A 19,707-nucleotide genomic window follows, 5' to 3' on the forward strand; every position below is an offset into this window, starting at 1 on the left:
GCTTGGAACTATCACTAAAGGAGATGGACCTTTTTTATGAAACTGGGAGTCAGTTCATACAGCCTCTATCAAGCGATGCAGGCCGGATCGATGTCGCTGCTGGAGGTCATCGATTGGGTGGCCGAGATCGGCGGCGAGCATATCGAAATTGTGCCGCTGGGCTTTAACTTCAATGATGATCCGGGTCTCATCGAGCAGATCCGTGAGCGTGCGGCGAAGGCCGGCATCGTCGTGTCCAACTACGCGATCGGCGCCAACTTCATCGTCGACTCGGAGGAGGCTTACCGGGCGGAGATCGCCCGCGTCAAACGCGAGGTCGACTATGCCCATGCGCTTGGCGTGAAGCTGATGCGGCACGACGTCGCCTCCCGGCAAGACACCTCGATCGTCCGGTTCCAGGAGGACCTGCCGCGGATCGCGGACGCCTGCCGAGAAATCGCGGACTATGCCGCGCAGTATGGCATCACAACCAGCCTGGAAAACCACGGCTATTACGTGCAGGACAGCGACCGGGTACAAGCGGTAATCCATGCCGTCGACCGGCCAAACTACAAGACAACGCTTGACGTCGGAAACTTCGTTTGCGTTGACGAGAACCCCGTAGTTGCCGTGAAGAAAAACATCAGCTACGCCTCGATGGTCCACGTCAAGGACTTCTATATCCGGCCCGAGAACCGCAACCCCGGCGCCGGCTGGTTCCGCAGCGCAGGCGGCCAATACCTGCGCGGCGCCATCGCCGGCCAGGGCGATCTCGATCTATGGGAGATTCTTCGCATTGTGAAGTCGTCCGGCTACGACGGCTACCTCTCCATCGAATACGAAGGGATGGAAGACTGCCGCCAAGGCACCCGCATCGCCTTCGACAACGTCCGGCGGATCTGGGATGAGGTATAGGCTATACTCGAACTTAACTCGCCCCCGGACAACAGCGCGGTTGAGTGAAGTGAGGTATACGTTGGTATACCTCACTTTTTTTACTAGCTTGTATGAGCTGGATTGAGGAGCCCCTTACTGCATGTGGCCTCTTTTTAATGATTATCCCCTTGAATCAGGCGGGTGATTATCTAGAGACAAGCATATAGCCACTTTCTAACTCACCAACTCCTACCCATACCATCCCTATTCTGCTTGCGCTTCACTCACCATTTGAATCCCCTTAACTCTTTTCAACTTCTCTATTTCTGAACGAAAGGGATAATCACGTAAAGGGAGCACGGTGACTACATGATGCAGGTCCCTTTTGCATGATTATCCCTATTCATCAGGTGACAACACAGAGATCCAATCACCAATCCATCCCCACCTCTCTCTGAACAAAAGGGATAATCACATAAAGGGGCTCGGAGACTACATGATGCAGGTCCTTTACATGATTATCCCTATTCATCAGGCGGCAACACAGAGATCCAATCGCCAATCCATCCCCACCTCTCTCTGAACGAAAGGGATAATTACGTAAAGGAGCTCCAGAGACAGCAAAAAGGTTATCCCGCCATTCAAACAGACAATGGCGGGATAACCTTTGTTCTTTTCCGGTACAGGTTCAAACGTTCCCCTGATTACCGGCGAACTCCGATGGTTACGATCTCGCAAGGGCCGGCTAGCAGGGATAGTCCGCCTGCGGCGTTCTTGGCCAGCGGTGCCGCTTCTTCCTCGAGAATCGTTGTTTTATAGAAATGATCGTATGGGATGTTCAAGCCGAGCGTCAGCTCGGATGACTGCTTGCTCATGTTATACCAACGCAACAGCAGGTCGCCGGTCTTCTCGTTCATTTTGAGCGAGGAGAATGCCAGCTCCTGGCCTTCCCATTGGAACGGTGTATACGACGGGGACAAGTTCCCTTCGTGCATTTCCGTTTGGCTGAGCGTCCACGGAATTTGGAACTGGTAAGCTTCCGTAAACGCGCCGGACGTCATACCGTCGCCGTTATGCGGAATCAGCTCCATCCGGGCGGTGTGCACGCCCAGGCACTGTGCTTCCGGCGTCGGGAACAAGCCCCAGTCCCCGAGCTCGCCCACAGAGCGGAGCAACGTCACGGCGATCGTGTTCCGACCGTCGCGCAGCACTTCGTATTCGTTTAAGCCCAGGTTGGCGACGGTCAAACCGGCTCCTTCACCGCTCACGTCCACGAATGCTTGCTGATGCTGGGTGTTGCTTGGGTTTTCCCACTCCGGTGCCGGTTCAATGCTCCGTTCAGCGATTTCAAACATCGAATCCACTTGATGTACCGTGGCATTCAGATCGGTTGGGAACAGGGCACGGACGCGATGATCCTTCGCCGTGTTATCAATCGTCGTTTCAATATGAACGCCTTTGCCCGCTACCTCCAACGATATGACCGTCCGCAGCTTCAGCGTTGTCAGCTTGCTGCTGCGTTGCGCTTTCCGATAAGGATAGTACACCAGCTCGCGCATCTCTTCGTCCAGCTTCTCATCAGCGGACGCCGGGATCTCCCAGTCGTGGCAGATTTCCACGGAAGCGCGGTACGGTTCGTTCTCAATGACGCGGATTTGTGCAGCCAGTCCTTTGGTGGTCAGCGGCTTTTCGCCTTCCGGCTGTTTGTACATGTACTCGTTCCCGATATCTCCGGTGTCTTCATAGATACCGAGGTCCCGGTACACTTGACCAGTCGACTTATCGGTCAATGTAAAGGATCCGTCTTCCGCAATTTCCACCTTCAGCTTCTCGTTCTCCATGACCCGGTTGCCCGTGAACAACGAGGCCGGCTTTGAAGCAGCTGCCGCCGATTTCCGGCGCACCCACGCGTAAGTGCGCAGACCCAGTGCAGCTACATCAGCGGCCTGGAACGTCAGCTTCACACGGCGGCACATGTACGGCTGGCGGAACTTGTCGTCCGGCAAATCATAGCCGAACAACAGCCCGAGATCCTCGACCGTGCAAGGCACGGTGTTCCCTTGCTCGTCGACCAGCTCGCGGCCCGACAGGTCGACCGCCTTCATGCGGCGGCCGGTCTCCTCGAGACCGAGGCCTTCGCGCAAATACAGCCGGGCCGCGTCCAGCTCAATGGACACGGTGCCCGTGCGGCTCCAGCCGGTCGTATTAAACACGACCAGCGGCAACGGGTCTTCGCCATACTGGGCGAAGACGGAGGTGTTCACCGCATCCGCGATCACCCGCTTGCTGTCGTCGATGAGCGCCTCGGCAACGTGGCGGCTCTTCGCGAAGCGGGTGACCATCTCGCGGTGCACCTCGTCTACGCTGCATCCGCAAATGCTGTCGTGCGGATGGTTTTGCATCAAAGTTTTCCACGCATACGTAAACAGGTGATGCGGGTAATCCTTCCCAAGCAGATTGGCCATGGAGGCAAGCGGCTCGGCGACTTTCTCCAGCAGGGCCTGGCCGACTTGGTTCATCTGCTTCAGATACACTCGCGAGGAGGCTGTGTTCACCAGCGTCCCCCAGCCGTCAGTGCGCTGGCTGCGCAGCTCGCCCTTAACGGTAGACAGCTCGCGGCCTTCCAGTGCTGCTTCCAACTCGCGCAAATAATCCGGGAAGTTCGAATGAATGAACTTCGTGTCCGGGTACAGCTTCTCCGCCGTACGAATTGCTTCCGGCAGGTCCAGCTGCAGCGGCTGATGGTCGCAGCCGTTCATGAACAGCAGCTCGCTGGTAGCAGCGTATTTCTCCGCATCTGCCAGCTTGCGGTCCCAGAACGCCTTCGCTTCCGCTTCATCCACCGGCACCTCGTTACCGTTGGAATACCAGTTGGCGAACAGGATTCCCAGCACCTTGGAGCCGTCCGGACCTTCCCAGATCAGCTCGGAGAAGGAGGACTCATACCCGCCATCGGATACGGTATTGTTGAAGCCGGTCGGCTTCACACCGCGGCCAAAAAACGCGTTGCGAATCCCAGACTGCAGCATCAATTGCGGGATTTGCCCAACGAGGCCGAAGGTGTCCGGGAAGTAGCCGATCTTCGCGGGCACGCCGTATTTCAACGCGTCCTGATGACCAATTTGCATATTGCGAATATTCGCTTCCCCGCTCGTCAGAAATGCATCCTGCAAAATGTACCAAGGTCCGATAAGGATGCGGCCTTCGCGGATGTATTTTTCCAGACGTTCCTTATTCTCTGGTCGTACTTGCAAATAATCTTCGATAATGATCGTTTGACCGTCGAGATAAAAGCTGCGGAACGCTGAGTCTCCGTCCAGCTTATCGAGCAGTGCATCCACCAGCTCAACCAGACGAACGTGATGCTTCTCGTACGGCAAATACCATTCCCGGTCCCAGTGTGTATGGGAGACGATATGGGCCGTTCTTTGCTTGCTCATTTTCTCTAACCTCCCGCTTTCCTCCGTGGTTTATGATCCTATATCCGATACAATTCTGGATGCTTAGGCTTCCGTTTCCAGCGGATATTCTTCCATGTACTTCAGCAGCTCGTCCACGGTAGTGAAGGCCAGACCGGTTACGGTATCCGCACAGCCGTAATAGATCGCGATACGGCCGGTTTCGGCATCCGTCAGAGCGGCGCAAGGGAACGTCACGTTCGGCACGTCGCCAACCAATTCGTACAGCTCTTCTGGGCCGAGGATATAGTTGCGTGAACGCTTTTTGACGATCCAAGGTTTGTCGATGTCCAGCAGGGCGCAGCCCATGCGGTAAACAAAGCCGTTGCAAGTATTGATTACGCCGTGGTAGATCAGCAGCCAGCCTTGGTCGGTTTCGATGGGAACCGGTCCTGGGCCGATTTTTTTCGATTGCCATGCCGAAGCATCCCCGTTAATCGTACCCATTACATAGCGGTGTTTGCCCCAGAAAGTCAGATCCGGGCTTTCGCTGTAGAAAATATCGCCAAATGGCGTATGACCTGTGTCACTTGGGCGGCTAAGCATCGCGTAGCGTTCACCGATCTTGCGCGGAAACAACACGCCATTACGGTTGTACGGCAAGAAGGCATTTTCCAGTTGATGGAACGTCTTGAAGTCGGTTGTGTACGCAATCCCGATCGTTGGGCCATGATAGCCGTTACACCAGGTGATGTAGTAGCGGTCGCCGATTTTGCAGACGCGCGGATCGTAGCGGTATTCCCGTTTCGTTACTTCCTCGTCGCCTTCGAATTGAATCGGCTCGTGGTTGATTTTCCAGTTGATGCCGTCGTCACTGAATCCTGCAAAAATATCCATGCTCACCGAACGCGAATCGCAACGGAATACGCCGGCAAATCCGCCTTCAAAAGGCACAACCGCGGAGTTAAACACGCTGTTGGAGTTCGGGATCGCATGACGCTGGATGATTGGGTTTTGGGAGTAACGCCATACCGGGGCGTTCGAGCCGACCGGTTTGTCTTGCCAAGGGATATTTTTGAGAGGTTCGCCGATAATTTTGCTCATGGTCAAGTCTCCTTTAACATATGTGGGATATGAATGAGGGGCGCGTCCGCATCCTCATGGATACTTCGGCGCCGCTTGCAAATTGAAGTCTTACAAAATACCTTCCTGCATCGCTTTGTACACCAGTTGCGAGAACAAGCTGTTCGACCAAGCAAACCATTTGCGCGTAAACGTGTTCGGATCGTCGGCGTGGAAGCCTTCATGCATGTAGCCGGTTCCGGCGTCGGTCGACTCCAGCATTGCGATCATTTCCAGCTTCTCTTCCTTCGTTTGCGCGGTGAGACCCTGCATCGACAAGGCCATATGCCAGATGTAATTCTCCGGCGTATGCGGGCTGCCGATGCCTTTGGCTGCTTTGCCCTCGAAGTAGAACGGATTTTCCTTGCTCAGGGCAAAACGCCGTGTATTTTGATAAATCGGATCGTCTGCGCTCACATAGCCCAGGTAAGGAATGGACATCAGGCCCGGCGTACCGGCGTCGTCCATCAAGCAATAGTTGCCAAAGCCGTCGGTTTCGTAGGCATAAATCGGACCAAATTCCGGATGGCGGTAGATCCCGTACAGCTTAATGCCGTGGTCCACCTCGAACTCCAGCTCCTTCAGTTCGGCCAGGAAGTCCATGTCGCGGAAGACCCACTCGGCAAATTCCTGCATTTGACGCAGCGCCACAACCGCAAACATGTTGCCCGGAATATTGTAATGGAAATCGCAGGCATCGTCGCTGGAACGGAAGCCCGACCAGATCATGCCCGTATAGTTCACCGGCATGCCCATACCGTTGTTCCGCAAGGAATCGGTTGGAATCCCGTTGTTGCGGGTAAAGCGGTAAGGCGATTTCTCCAAGTGATGCTGCTCGGTTTTGAACAATTCGTAGATTTTCCGCATCGCGGATTTAAAGCCGGCATCAAAAATATCGGTCTGCTCCGTTTCCTTCCAATACGTGTAGGCCAGACGGACTACGAAGCACAAGGAGTCGATTTCGAATTTGCGCTCCCATACCCATGGGGACATCTCGGTCTCGTCTGTTGTGTTCCAGTGCCAATCGTTGGCCGACTCGTTAAATGCGTTAGCATACGGATCGATGTGAACATAATGAATATGACGTTTGATCAGTCCGCTGATGATCCGCTGCAAATCGGGATCGTTCTTGGCAAACGGCACATAGTGGATCACTTGCTCCACGGAATCGCGCAGCCAAGAGGCTGGGATGTCACCAGTGATGACGAAGGTCGTTCCGTCGTCCATCAGCTTAGTTGTTGTCTCAAGTGTGTTCGGAAAACAATTCTTGAACAGCTGCAGCAATTTTGGACGATGCGCCAGTTTCGTTTCCGCCTCGGCCAGCACATCCTTAATGGATTGCGGCAATTCCAGCGGCGGCATCGAGATTTTCGGGAGTCTAAATTGTTCCATGCGCTTGTCTTCTCGCTCCTTTACAGGTCATTTCATTAGGCTTCGGTTTGTTTTCTATGATGATCTTGAGGGCGGTTGGGTCGGCGGACGGCACAGCAATCTGAAAATTAACGGTAAATCCTGCTGTTAATTTGCTGATATTCCGTTAGTCCATTGATTTAACGGTAAATCCTGCTGTTAAATTAGTCGGATTGCATCAAATCGGCGGATATTCGCTAATTTAACGGTAGAAATTCCAGTTAACTTGCACCGAACCTCGGGAAATGGCGAAATTAACAGTACTTTTTCCAGTTAATCTCCTTCCACTGCGTCTTACGCCGCCCCAAATCGCCCGATATCTTACTTCAACTTCAGCGTCTTAATTTCATACGGGGCAAAATCGAGCTCGATCCGTCCGCCGTCTGCCAGCGTGATCGGCTCCAGCTCCCGCTCCAGCGCGTCGGATTGGAAAGCCGCTGAAACCGGCTCATTCCAATGCAACGCTACGCGTTCGCGGCCGCCGGCCGATTCGTACAGGCGCAGGATCACGCCATCGCCGTCCTCAGCTGGCTTCACTGTGTCGAGCACTACGTGCTCGCCCGTGAACCCGAGCAGCGCCCCGGTGGAAGGCAGCGTGCCTTCATGCGTTTCGGCCGCCCATATGGCCGGCGCGTGGTTCAACTCGGCTGCCGCGCGCACGGTGTGCGCGGTCTGCCAGTCGCCTTGGTGCGGGTACAGCGAATACGTAAATTCATGCTCGCCCAGATCGGCGGTCACGTCCGGCCATTTCGGCGCCCGCAACAGCGACAGACGCATCGTGCTGCCCTGGATGTCGTAGCCGTACTTGCAGTCGTTCAGCAGGCTGACGCCGTAACCGCGTTCGGAAACGTCGGCGAACCGGTGGCCGCACACTTCAAATTGTGCCTGCTCCCAGCTCGTGTTGCGATGGGTTGGACGTTCCAGTGCTCCGAACGGAATTTCGTAAGTTGCTTTGTCCGTAACGACATCGATCGGGAATCCCACCTTCAGCAGCTTATGCGCTTCGTTCCAATTCACCTTCGTTTGGAAATCAATCCGCTTGTGATGATGGTACAGAATCAAATCCTGTGTGATTTCCGATTGACCGATGCTCCAGCGGAAGCGCAATACGTCTTGGACCGGCCCGCTTGCAACCAGACCGCTCTCCAGCAACACGGCCTCACCGGCTGGCTGCTGTTCATAGCGCGGGTCAATGTCCCACGCATCCCAAAGCGTCGGACGGTCGTGATAGAAGTGGAAGCGGTTGGCGCTTTCCCCAGCTTTCACGATCTCCCGTCCAGCTTCCTTATCCCACAGGCTGACGATCTCGCCGCGTTCGTTAAATTTCAGGCGGTAGAACTCCGTTTCCCATTCGCCTTGGAACGCTTGACTTCCGTCTCGGGAACCCACCTTCGTACCGGCAACAGCTCCCGCTTCGTTCCGCAGCCAAATCGTCTTGTACCCAAACGCCGGCACCTCTGGTACGCGGACCCAAGCTGCGGTCTCTCCGCCAAGGTCTGTCCGCACGTCCAGCTCAAGCCGTGCGCCTTGCTCGTCGTATGCCGCCACGCCGCTCCGATCAGCTTGATCCGGCAAGGACACGATTACATCGCGCGTCCAACCCAAGCTGTTAAAGACGATGTACGGCGTGCCTTCACCCGCGGTTGATACCCGTTCTGCCAATGTCGTCAGCCCTTGGCGCAGTCCGGCATTCCCCTTCTCAAAAATCTCTCCATATTCTTTCGTCGATGTCTCGTACGCTTCGGTGATCGCTGAACCCGGAATGATGTCGTGGAACTGGTTCAACAGAATCAGCTTCCAGCCCTCCTGCAGCGTGCTTTGCGCCTCGCGTTGCTGATCCTTCGGCATTGCCGGAGCAGCCAAGGCGTTCCACAGCTCCGCCTCGCGGTACAGGATCTCCGCTTTGCGATTGCTGCGCTTGTTGCGCCCGTGGGTCGTATACGTTCCCCGGTGCAATTCCAGGTACAGGTCGCCATGCCATGCCGGTAACTTCGGCTGCGCGGCCTCGATTCCCGCGAAGAACTCCGACGCCGTGCTATATTCACTCGCTGGTTGACCTACCATCAGCTCGCCGCGGTGAATGTATTCCAGCATTTCACGGGTCACCCCGCCGCCGCCGTCGCCGTGTCCGTAGAGCAGCATTTGCTCGGGATGAACGGCTTTTTGGCGATACGATTGCCAGTGATCATGAACGTCCTTCGGCAACGTATTTTCGTTGACCCCGTGGTTCAAATACGACAGCATTGGCGTACCGTCGATACCAACCCAATGGAACAGGTCGTACGGGAATACGTTGGTATCGTTCCAACCGAGCTTGGTCGTCATAAAGTAGCGAATCCCGCCGTGCTTCAAAATTTGCGGCAAAGAGGCGCAGTAACCAAACGTGTCCGGCAGCCATTCAATCTCCGAGGTAAAGCCGAACTCTTCCTGATAAAACCGTTGCCCGTACAGCATCTGCCGCATCAGCGATTCGCCGCTCGGCAAGTTCAAATCCGGCTCAACCCACATGCCGCCAACCAGTTCCCAGCGTCCTTCCTTAATCCGCGCCTTCACCCGTTCGTACAACTCGGGGTCGTTCTCCTTCAAGAAGGCGAACAGCAGCGGCTGGCTCTGCGTGTAACGGTATTCCGGGTATTCGCGCATCAGCGCATCTACCGTCGAGAACGTCCGGCTTGTCTTGCGTACCGTCTCCCGCACTGGCCACAGCCAAGCGATGTCGATATGGGACTGACCGACCATGTGGATCAGGCCTTCAGCGTTGCCGCCGATTGCCTTCACCCGCTCGGTGAGCTTCTGTTCCAGCCCAGTAATCGCTCCGCCCTCGCGAATCGCTTCCGCATCCAGCGCCACGAAGCCGTCCATGGCGGCATACAGCGCCTCGATCAAGCGGGTGCGCCGAAAATCTTGCTCTGGCAACAATACCGCAGCATCGCGGACAACTGTTGCCGTATACATCAAGCTTTGCACCGGCCGGTTCACCAGCACCAGACGGCTGTCGATCCGCGAGATCGGCGGCTGAATCACCGCTTGTTGATTGAGCGGATCCACCGGTTCCGGGATCGGGTCATACAGCTCGATCTCCAGCGAGAGCGGGCCTTGGCCTTGCTCTTGCGGAAGCGTCACGAACGTATGGTTCCGGTCCAGCCCCTGAGCTGATTTGCCGTTAATGCGCAGCAACCCTTCACCGCCGGAGGCAAAGATAAGACCCACTTGGCCACCGCGCCATTCTTCCGGAATCTCCAGCTGAGTACGGAAGAAATACGTGGTTCCCTGTGTACTCGGGAAGCGTTCGAAGGCTTGTCCTTCCGCATATTCGGTTTCCTTCGTGTAACTGCCGGGAACCTGGTACACGGAAGAGGTGATCTCCCACCCACGCAACTGGATTTGATCCAGCCACTGGGCTTCCGAGAGTTCCCGGATAAAACGTCTGATGCGTTCCATATCGATTAATCCTCCCGCACAAAGAGTTTGGCGCTCAGCGTATCATTGACATTCTTGCCGACGTGCACCCGGAATTCGCCCGGTTCCACAACCGGTTTATAATTCTGGCCGATGTATTGCAGTTGCTCTGGACCAACCGTAAATTCCACGGTCTGGGTTTCGCCAGGTTGCAGGAATATTTTGCGGAAGCCTTTCAGCTCCTTCGCCGGCCGGGTTACCTTACTTGCCACATCGGTAATATACAGTTGAACGACTTCTGCCCCCGCACGTTCGCCGGTGTTCGTCACTTCAACCGTCACCTTCGTTGAGCCGTCTTTATGAATCGTATCGGACTCCAACGCTATATTGTTATAAGTAAATTCAGTATAGCTCAGCCCGTATCCAAACGGATAGCGCGGCTGCGAATCGCCCTCCAGATACCGTTTGCCCCGCGAACGCTTGCCGTGGTAGTAAACGGGCACCTGTCCAACATGCTTCGGAATCGAGATGGTGAGACGTCCCGAAGGATTCACATCGCCAAAGAGGATGTCAGCGATCGCATGCCCGCCTTCTTGGCCCGGATACCAAGCCTCGAGAATGGCATCGGCGTGCTCGTCGATCCAAGGCTCAGCAATTGGCCGTCCGTTGATATATACCACCACAAGCGGTTTACCCAATTTATGAATCTCTTGAATCAGCTCTAGCTGTACGCCGGATAAGTTGAGGTTCATGCGGTCAATGCCTTCACCGCAATCCATGTCGCTCTCCGCATTGTCGGTCACTTTGGAAGCCCCGGTGCGCAGATCGATGGTCCCCTCGCCAAAATCCCGTGCGCTGGAGCCGCCAACGACCATCACCACCGTATCCGCCTTCGCCGCGCAAGACAACGCCACGTCAAAACCTTCCCGGGAATGGCCGTTGATCCGGCAGCCCGGTGCATACAGCACCCGTTCCGGCGTATTCGCCAGCTTGCTGCGGATTCCGCCGAGTACGGTTGTCACTTTGGACTTCGGCTGCGGCGAAGTGTAGTCGCCCAGCTGGTTGTAGCCCACATCGGCGTTTGGCCCGATGACGGCGATCGTACCAGCGTCTGCCGACAACGGCAACACGCCATCTTTGTTCTTGAGCAGCACAACGCCTTCGCTGGCTAATTTCCGGGCCAGCTCCACATGTTCCGTGCTGCCAATGACCTGCTCGGCCCGCTCGGGGTCAGCGTACGGACGTTCAAACAGCCCGAGGCGGAATTTCAGCGTCAATACGCGGCGTACCGCGCGATCGAGCACTTCCTCCTCCAGCTGTCCCGACCGTACCGCCTCCACCAGATGCTTGCCGAACATCACGCCGGACATCTCCATATCGATGCCCGCGCGGATCGCTTGGATCGCCGCGTCCCGCCCGTCCTCTGCCACATCGTGGCCGGAGGCAAGCATGTCGATCGCGCCGCAGTCGGTGATGACCATGCCGTCAAAACCCCACTCGCCGCGAAGGATATCGTCCAACAATTCCTCGTTGGTCGTACAAGGCACACCGTCGATCTCGTTGTAGGCCGGCATAATCGAAGCCGCACCGGCTTCTACCGCCTTGCGGAACGGCAGCAGGTCGACCTCCAGCAGTTCGCGCCGTCCCATATGGACCGGTCCGGCATTTCGGCCGCCCTCGGAGCTGCCGTAGCCGACGAAGTGCTTGAGCGTAGCCGCTACGCTGTCCTCTCCGTCCAAGTTCTCCCCTTGCAAGCCTTCGACCGAAGCCACGGCCATTTCGCTGATCAAATAAGCGTCTTCGCCAAAGCATTCTTCGGTCCGGCCCCAGCGGGGATCACGCACAACATCGAGGACCGGAGAATACGTGACTGCGCCGCCTTGGGCGCGCGTCTCGCGGGCCACCGCTCGGCACATCTCGCGATACAGCTCCACGTTCCAGGTGCTGCCGAGCGACAACGGCACCGGGAACACCGTGGCCCCGATGGCCATATGGCCGTGCGAGCACTCTTCCCCGATCAGGATCGGGATGCCGAGACGGGAGTTCTCAATCGCATAACGCTGGATGGCGTTCACGGCCTCCGCACCTTCACGCGGCGACAAGCCGGTTTCCAGCGTCACGCCCGTCCACGGATCCGCGCGCAGCACGCCGTATAGCGAACCGACGCCGCCGTTTTTCACCTGCTCCTTAAACGCTTCGGTCAGCTTGATCTCTCCATCTTTATGCTCATAGGTCTGCCAGCCGAAAGGCTGGACCAGCTGGCCGGCCTTTTCTTCCAATGTCATCAGCCCGAGCAAATGCTCTACTCGTTCCGGGATGGGCTTCGAGCTGTCTTTGTATAGCAACATCTCCACCTCGTTCCTTTCATTTTCTCCTTGATTCCCAAAGGGTTCAAAAATGATTTAAACTAAAAAATTTACTTTTCAGCATCGAGAAGGTTCAATGAAGCTATATTTATTCTTTGACAGCGCCTACCGTAAGTCCTTGTACAAAATACCGTTGAAAGAACGGATATGCAAAAATAATTGGCAGCGTCGCCAGCACGACCATCGCCATCCGCGAAGTGTCCTGCGGAATGGATTGCATCGCAGCCAGGCTAAGTGAAGTATTCTGCGAGTTTTGCTGGATAAACGCAATACTTGATTCGATCCGCATCAGCATCGACTGCAGCGGCACTAAGTTCGGATTGTCGATATACAAAAGTGCATTAAACCAGTCGTTCCAGTAACCCAGCGTGCTGAACAAGCCGATCGTTGCAAGACCTGGGAGCGACAGCGGCAAGACGATTCGCAGGAAAATATAGAAATCGCCGGCACCGTCAATCCGCGCCGATTCAATAATCGCCTCCGGAACGCTTGTACTATAAAACGTACGTAAGATCATGATATAGAACGCATTCATTGCGAGCGGCAAAATCAGCGCCCACAACGAATCTTTCAAACCCATCAACTGGGATACCACCATATAGGTAGGAATCATCCCGCCGTTAAACAGCATAGTCACAATCGCAAATACAGAGAAAAATCTCCGGTAACGGAAGCTCTTCCGCGAAATCGCATAAGCATAAAGCGAAATCATGACCAAACTGAGAATCGTACCTATCAGCGTGACTGCGATGGTTACGCCGTAAGAACGAAGCAGGGAGTCACCGCTCTCAAACACGAAGCGGTACGCATCGAGACTCCATTTGGCCGGCAGCAGCCGGTAACCGTCCGTTGCCAACGTCTTCTCATCGGTAAAGGAAATAATCACAACAAAGATAAAGGGAAATACGCACATGAACGAAAAAATACCGGCGATCAGGTGCAATACGGCGTTCCAGCCGCGAGAGACATGATGAAAATCTTTGCTTTTTCTAGCCATCTCCGCCATAACTTGACACTCCTTTCAGCTGTTTTAAAACAGGGCGCTGTCTTTATCAATTTTGCGCACGATGTAGTTCGAAACCATAACGAGAATAAAGCCTACCACCGATTGATAAAGACCGGCCGCCGTACTCATGCCGATTTCCCCGGTTGTTTTCAGACCGCGGTATACGTAAGTGTCAATAACGTTCGTGACTTGATAAAGCGTACCCGAATCTCTTGGCACTTGGTAGAACAAGCCGAAGTCAGCGTAGAAGATCCGCCCTACCGCCAGCAGTGTCATGATAATGATAATTGGGGAGAGCAGGGGAACCGTGATGTTGCGGACTTGCTGCCATTTGGTCGCACCGTCAATCATCGCCGCTTCATAAAGCGATTTGTCGATACCCATGATCGAAGCCAGGTAAACGACACTGTTGTAACCGATGGTTTTCCATAGGTTAACGAAAATCAAAATATATGGCCAATATTTCGGCTCCGAATACCAGTTAATCCGTTCCACGCCAAACCAACCTAAAATCTGGTTAATCATCCCGCGGTCCATGCTCAGGAAGCTAAACGCGAAGTAGCCGACGATAACCCAGGATAGGAAGTAAGGCAGGAACATCCCGGTTTGATACACTTTGGCCATGGTCTTGCCGACCAACTCAGACAACAGAATCGCCATTGCCACGGAAAGGACAAGTCCGATGAAGATAAAAGCCAGGTTGTATAACAACGTGTTGCGGGTAATGGTAAAGGCATCGTTAGTACTAAACAAGAACTTGAAGTTTTCCCAACCTACCCATTCACTCCGCACAATACTTGCCCAGAATCCGTCACGGCTGAAGCGGTATTGCTTAAACGCCGTGATTGTACCGACCAGCGGAAGGTACGAGAAGAAGAAAAACCAAACGGCACCCGGCAACACCATAAATAACATGACTTTGTTCTTAAGTAGGTTTTTGAAAAATGCAGCCATGATGTTCCCCTCCTATCAAAAAATAATGAAAAAGGATCGGGCGCAACTATCACCCGCCCGATCCCTCTCTATTTCTATAATGATTACTTATTTATTTTCAGCTCTCCAGGCATCGAGCTGAGCTTGGGCTTCAGCAATTACCTTGTCCAGGCCTGCCTCTTTGAATTTTTCGATTGCTTTCGGCAGGTATTCTGCTGGATCAACGGTACCCGTCATCAACGAGGACCAGAATTGCTCTTTTACGTTTTGTACAGCGGCCATTTCAGTCGCTACTTTCGTGCTGTCGAAGTTGAAGCTCAGGATTGGCGAGTTCACGCCTTCTGCGTTAAACTTCTTGAATTGCTCCCATTTGTCGTCTGGGTCGTTGGCATTCAAGTACAAGAGCATGTTGTTACCCAACGAGTACGAAGGCATGTCGTAGTTTTTCGATTCGTCCAGGTTTTCGTAGTGAGTGTCATTGATCTTCTTGTAGTGAACGCCTTCGATACCGGAGTCAACCATGTTGCGCAGCACCGGATCGGTGTTCAGCAGGTTCAGGAATTCCATCGCTTTCTCCGGATGTTCGGAGTTTGCGGAGATGGCCATGATCGAACCTTGTACGGAAGTGTTGGTGATGATTGCATCACTTGCCGGTGTAGATACTACAGGGTAGCCGTAGCTTGCACTCCACAGGTTATCCGCCAAAGGTTGAGTTTGTGCACGGTCCATGAACCATTGACCCGAAGTCATCAGGTCGCTGGTGGAACCCGTCGTAGCTGCTTCCGGAGCTACATAACCTGCTTTATAGTATTTGTGCATTACGTTCAGAGCTTCTTGCATTTCCGGCGTTTCCAGGATGTTTACGATTTTATAATCGGTTGTATCCAGTTTTACCGCCATCGGCAGGTTTTGAATAACGTAATCGTAAGGAACATACGGAACGTATTCTTTGTTCATCGCGAACGGCGTTACGCCCGGTTCATTTTCTTTAATCGTTTTCAACAATGGCTCGATGCTTTCCAAGGAACGAACATTCGTGATGTCCAGGTTATACTTGTCCAAGAAGGTTTTGTTGAAACGCCATACTTCTTGTTGCGGAAGTTCTTTATTCGCTGGGATCCCGTAGTTATGTCCGTCAACTTTGGAACCTTCCAGGAACGCAGGGTCGATCGTGTTCTTCAGATCTTTGCCATATTGCTCGAGCAGTTCATCCAATTGCATGAACGCGCCTTTTCTAGCGTTTTGCACGTAGTCGAAACCACCTGCGGAAGTGAAGATGATATCCATCGGTTCACCGGAAGCGACGTTTACTTGCATCTTTTGTGCGTAATCGCCCCAGTCGATCATTTTCATCGTAATGGTGGCATTGATTTTCTCTTTGGTGTACTTGCTGACTTCTTCCATAACACGGTCGACGTCTTTTTGAGGCGTACCGATCGTGTACCAAATCAGGTTAACCGTTTCCTCCGAGTTGCCTGCAGCAGCCCCACTGTTGCTGCTGTCTGTGTTCTTGCTTCCGCCGCATGCGCTCAGAACAAGCACCAAGGCCATCAAAGTGGCAAGGACGAAAGAAAAACTTCTTTTGCTTTTACTCATGCTGATCCTCCCTTTTGAATCTCTTTTGTTTTGATTGACTAACCTAACCTTACCGAATGAAAGCCGTTACAAAAAGAAGATAAACCTAAAAAATTAAGGTACAAATTAAAGAAAAGGACAATACCCTGGAACCAAGGAAAACCAACCGTTTTAGGTGGTTAAAAATCTCCTTGCTCCAGGGTACCCTCCCCTATGCGATCTAATGCAGCGCCTTAAAATCGGTGGGGGAGATCCCCACGTATTTCCGGAACTGCTTATAGAAATAACCGATCTCCCAGTAACCCACGCTCCGCGCGATTTCGTGCACTTTGAGATTGGTGTTTTTGAGTTGTTGCTTCGCCTTTTCGATCCGGTACTTGTTAATATACTCGGCAAAGGACACCCCCGTCTCTTTGTGAAATAACTGCCCGAGATAGACTGGATGTATATGGTACTGCGCCCCCAGCGTTTTGAGTGACAGTTCGTCGGCATAATGCGAGTCGATGTAGTTCAGCACCTGATGTACCACCGGATTCTTCGCATCCTGCAAAAGGGAACAAACCGTCTCCTCTGCCAAACTTACGAGAGTTTGGACCAGCTCTTGAAACGAATCACAGCGCTGGACACGTTGAAGCGTGTTCTTAAACAAGTCTGTCTCTTCCGAATATTTAATATGCTGAAGCTCCATTTTAAAGCGGACCACCAGTTCCAGGGCGACATTCTGCACATCCTCGGGACGAATCCCCTCCATTCTCTTCAGCCGCTCGAAATCTTGGCAAATCCGTTCTCTCAATCCATCCTTATCCTTCGCCAATATGAGCTTGGCGTAATCGTCCCAGCCCAGCGGATAGCCATTCTCCAATACGCCGCTGGCGCGGGTGCTCTCTAGTTGCTTGTATTCCATGGTCCGCCGTTCGGGATAAATCAAATAATATTCAAGGGCTCTCTTGGCTTGTTTATAGCTGAGAGCGGCCGATTCAGGTCCCCGTCCTACGTTGCCTACGCCAATTTGAATCATCTGGTTCATGACCGACAATTCCAGCGACAGGTTCTCCATCAATTCGGCAAAAGTTCGCTTCTCCTCTGCCCCGGCAAGAAGGGAAGCCACGATGCCAATATCACCATCCACATCGTGGAATAGGGTGATTCCCCGCCACGCCACGAGATAACGTTCCGCGCGATCAAATACCTCGGCTGAATTGCCCTCGGTGCGCAGCATAGCCACAGCGACATAGGGCCCCTGCAAATGCAGGCCCAGCAGTTCGGTTCGCTCCTCGAATTCCGCAGCTGCCATCTGCCCGTTCAGCCACCGGTAAAGCGTGTTGTCCTTCAGGATTTGAATATCATAAGCGTCGTAGAGTCCATTTGGATCCACGCTGTCCAGCTTCTGCACCGTGTTGCGCAGCGTCGATTCCAGCTCCTCAACATTAATCGGCTTCAGCAGGTAGTTTTCAATGCCAAGTTTCATCCCCTCTTTGAGGTAATCAAACTCGTTAAACCCGCTTAAAATAATGACCTTCAATTCCTTGTGCAGCTTCCGCGCCTCGGAAATCAGCGTTAACCCATTCATGACCGGCATGGAGATGTCCGTGATTAATACATCCACCGGCTTCGTAGCCAGAGCGTCCAGCGCCTGCTGCCCGTTCTCGGCATGTCCGACAATTTCCAAGCCAAACTGCGGCCAGTCCACGATATCGTATAAGCCTTCGATGATAAATGGTTCGTCATCGACGATAAATACCTTATACATCTTCCCCCTCCATTCCTTCCCGATTCGGGAATCGAACCGTGATGGTTGTCCCGCTGCCAGGTGTGCTCTCGACCTTGATCCCATAGTCCGAGCCGTACAATAAACGCAGCCGTGAATGTACACTGCGTAACCCAAACATTCGCCCGGTTTCTTCTTCCCGCTCCAGCTCCCTGCGGATTTCCGCCAGCCGGTCGGGTTGGATACCCTTTCCGTTATCTTGGACCACCGCCACCAGCGAATCCCCGTCTTCCCGCACCTCAATCGTAATCCGGTTATCGCTTTGGTCGGTTTGAATCCCGTGCACAATATAGTTCTCCACAATAGGCTGCAAAGACAAACGAACCATCGCTTTGCCAAGAAGCGAAGGATCTGCTTGAATCTCATAACTAAAGCGATCCCGGTAACGGATGCGGAACAGCTCTAAATATAATCGGCAAGCTTCCAGCTCATCCTTAAGCGTATAGTTTTTCTTTTGTTGCACCATGCTCTTGAACAGAACGGACAAGCTGTATATCATTTCGCCCACGTCTTTCGCCCCTTGGGAAATGGCCCGCATCCGGATCACTTCCAGCGTATTGTATAAGAAGTGGGGATTGATCCGCGCCTGCAACGCAACGAGCTCGGTTTGCTGCTGCTTTATCTCCGCTTTAAACACTCGGTCGATGTAGATATTCAATTCGTCCAGCATGTCATTAAAGCTCTTGGAGATCTGCCCCAGCTCGTCCTCCCGAACATCAGCGATCCGTGCGGTAAGCTCCCCGTTACGAACTCTGCGGGTAAACCGGATAATATTTTGCGTGCGTTTGGCGAAATTGCTGATGAACAGCGCCGGAATCAGGATCGCGAACAAAATACAAATGGAGCTGATCGTAAAGATCGTGTTGCGAAGTCCATGATAGGTCTTGGCCAGCTCCTCTTTCGGGACGGTACTAAGCACGGTATAACCGCCCTGGCTTTGTGTCAGCTTGGTAGCGATCAACCCGTCATCCAGCACGCCGGTATCGTACATCGAGTTAATTTGCTCCGCATATGGGTATTTCTGATCATAATAGGTGCCAGAGGAATCAAATAATACGCTGCCATCAGCGGACAGCACCAGGATGGAACCTTTGAGTTCCTCTTCGTACATCGCGAGGCTGCCCCGGATCTTCTCTGTATCGTAATACACGTCAAGCTGCCCGATATTGCGAAGCGACTGCTTGTTATTGATGGGGATGCGGACCGAATACATCGGAAGATCCGGCAAGCCCACCGTTTTGCGCACCCAGATGTTGGCAGCCCCGACGTTCACGCCTTCCTCCTGATACATCACATCAGGGATAAAGGATCGGGCCTGATTCGTAGGGATAATCTTAAATTGCTTATCGCTGCCAAAAGCATACAGTTGCTGCAAATCCGCGCTATATAACATCAAACTGCGAATATCCGGATCGTCGTCGACAACGTTACGAAAATACAGAACGGTGTCGGTAGACGAACTATTTTCCGCATAGAATCGATCCAAACGGTAATTCACGTAATCCTGATACGGATGCTCCAGGAAAAAAGAAGTGTTCGAAGCCAACTCCTCATCTCGATAAATATCCCGCACCATTGTTTGTACGGATTCATATTTGCTGCCGATGTAATCGCTGACACTTTCGATCGCTCGCTTCTGAATGTCGAGCTGTCTCTGCACTGCGGACTCGGACATAAACATAAACATCAAATACGAAAATGTAATAATCGTCACGATCGTGATGACTGAAAAAAACAAAAGAATCTTCATGAACAAATTGTTCTTGAAGTAATTGCGGTAGATGCTCCGGATGAACATGTCTTCCCTCCTCGCACAAGGTCAATTATACCATGCCTTTGGCACTGCATGCGTTTGTAGTTCTTGGCGGATCAGCG

General features: G+C 53.3%; 11 protein-coding genes. 1 reads left to right on the forward strand and 10 read right to left on the reverse strand.

All coding sequences use genetic code 11. The annotated features are described in order from the left end of the window. Window positions 1–36: 36 nt before the first annotated feature. On the forward strand, window positions 37–894 hold the full coding sequence (locus PBA01S_RS20505) for a sugar phosphate isomerase/epimerase family protein (protein ID WP_028537520.1): 858 nt from the start codon (window positions 37–39) through the stop codon (window positions 892–894). 665 nt (window positions 895–1,559) lie between these two features. Here PBA01S_RS20505 and PBA01S_RS20510 read toward each other — a convergent pair. The 10 genes from PBA01S_RS20510 to PBA01S_RS20555 all read right to left on the reverse strand — a co-directional run bounded on the left by PBA01S_RS20510 (window position 1,560) and on the right by PBA01S_RS20555 (window position 19,630). Continuing rightward, window positions 1,560–4,295 (reverse strand): alpha-mannosidase, encoded by a 2,736-nt coding sequence (locus PBA01S_RS20510; protein WP_127576628.1) that lies wholly within the window; start codon window positions 4,293–4,295, stop codon window positions 1,560–1,562. Between the two features lie 63 nt (window positions 4,296–4,358). Further along, a complete protein-coding gene (locus PBA01S_RS20515) occupies window positions 4,359–5,357 on the reverse strand; it encodes a glycoside hydrolase family 130 protein (protein ID WP_016313761.1) in 999 nt (332 codons plus the stop codon). A gap of 90 nt (window positions 5,358–5,447) precedes the next feature. Continuing rightward, complete coding sequence (locus tag PBA01S_RS20520; RefSeq protein WP_127576629.1) at window positions 5,448–6,767, reverse strand: glycoside hydrolase family 125 protein; 1,320 nt, start codon at window positions 6,765–6,767, stop codon at window positions 5,448–5,450. 339 nt (window positions 6,768–7,106) lie between these two features. Continuing rightward, the gene (locus tag PBA01S_RS20525) at window positions 7,107–10,226 is read right to left on the reverse strand and encodes an alpha-mannosidase (protein ID WP_127576630.1); all 3,120 of its coding nucleotides are present in this window, start codon (window positions 10,224–10,226) and stop codon (window positions 7,107–7,109) included. Between the two features lie 5 nt (window positions 10,227–10,231). Next, the gene (locus tag PBA01S_RS20530) at window positions 10,232–12,532 is read right to left on the reverse strand and encodes a glycoside hydrolase family 3 N-terminal domain-containing protein (RefSeq protein ID WP_127576631.1); all 2,301 of its coding nucleotides are present in this window, start codon (window positions 12,530–12,532) and stop codon (window positions 10,232–10,234) included. A gap of 106 nt (window positions 12,533–12,638) precedes the next feature. Next, window positions 12,639–13,556: a carbohydrate ABC transporter permease gene (locus PBA01S_RS20535; protein WP_016313765.1), complete on the reverse strand. Its 918-nt coding sequence runs from the start codon at window positions 13,554–13,556 to the stop codon at window positions 12,639–12,641. A gap of 24 nt (window positions 13,557–13,580) precedes the next feature. After that, entirely contained in the window at window positions 13,581–14,510 is a 930-nt protein-coding gene (locus PBA01S_RS20540; protein ID WP_028537514.1) for an ABC transporter permease, read from the reverse strand. Window positions 14,511–14,597: 87 nt separating this feature from the next. Beyond that, window positions 14,598–16,085, reverse strand: coding sequence for an ABC transporter substrate-binding protein (locus PBA01S_RS20545; protein WP_028537513.1), 1,488 nt, complete (start codon window positions 16,083–16,085; stop codon window positions 14,598–14,600). 199 nt (window positions 16,086–16,284) lie between these two features. Beyond that, entirely contained in the window at window positions 16,285–17,814 is a 1,530-nt protein-coding gene (locus tag PBA01S_RS20550) for a response regulator transcription factor (RefSeq protein WP_028537512.1), read from the reverse strand. Beyond that, window positions 17,807–19,630 carry a sensor histidine kinase gene (locus PBA01S_RS20555; protein WP_127576632.1) on the reverse strand — a complete coding sequence of 608 codons (1,824 nt, stop codon included), beginning with the start codon at window positions 19,628–19,630 and terminating at the stop codon, window positions 17,807–17,809. Before PBA01S_RS20555 ends, PBA01S_RS20550 begins: the two co-directional genes overlap by 8 nt. Window positions 19,631–19,707 lie beyond the last annotated feature (77 nt).

The sequence above is a fragment of the Paenibacillus barengoltzii NBRC 101215 genome, assembly GCF_004000745.1.
In the GTDB taxonomy this organism is placed as follows: Bacteria; Bacillota; Bacilli; order Paenibacillales; family Paenibacillaceae; genus Fontibacillus; species Fontibacillus barengoltzii.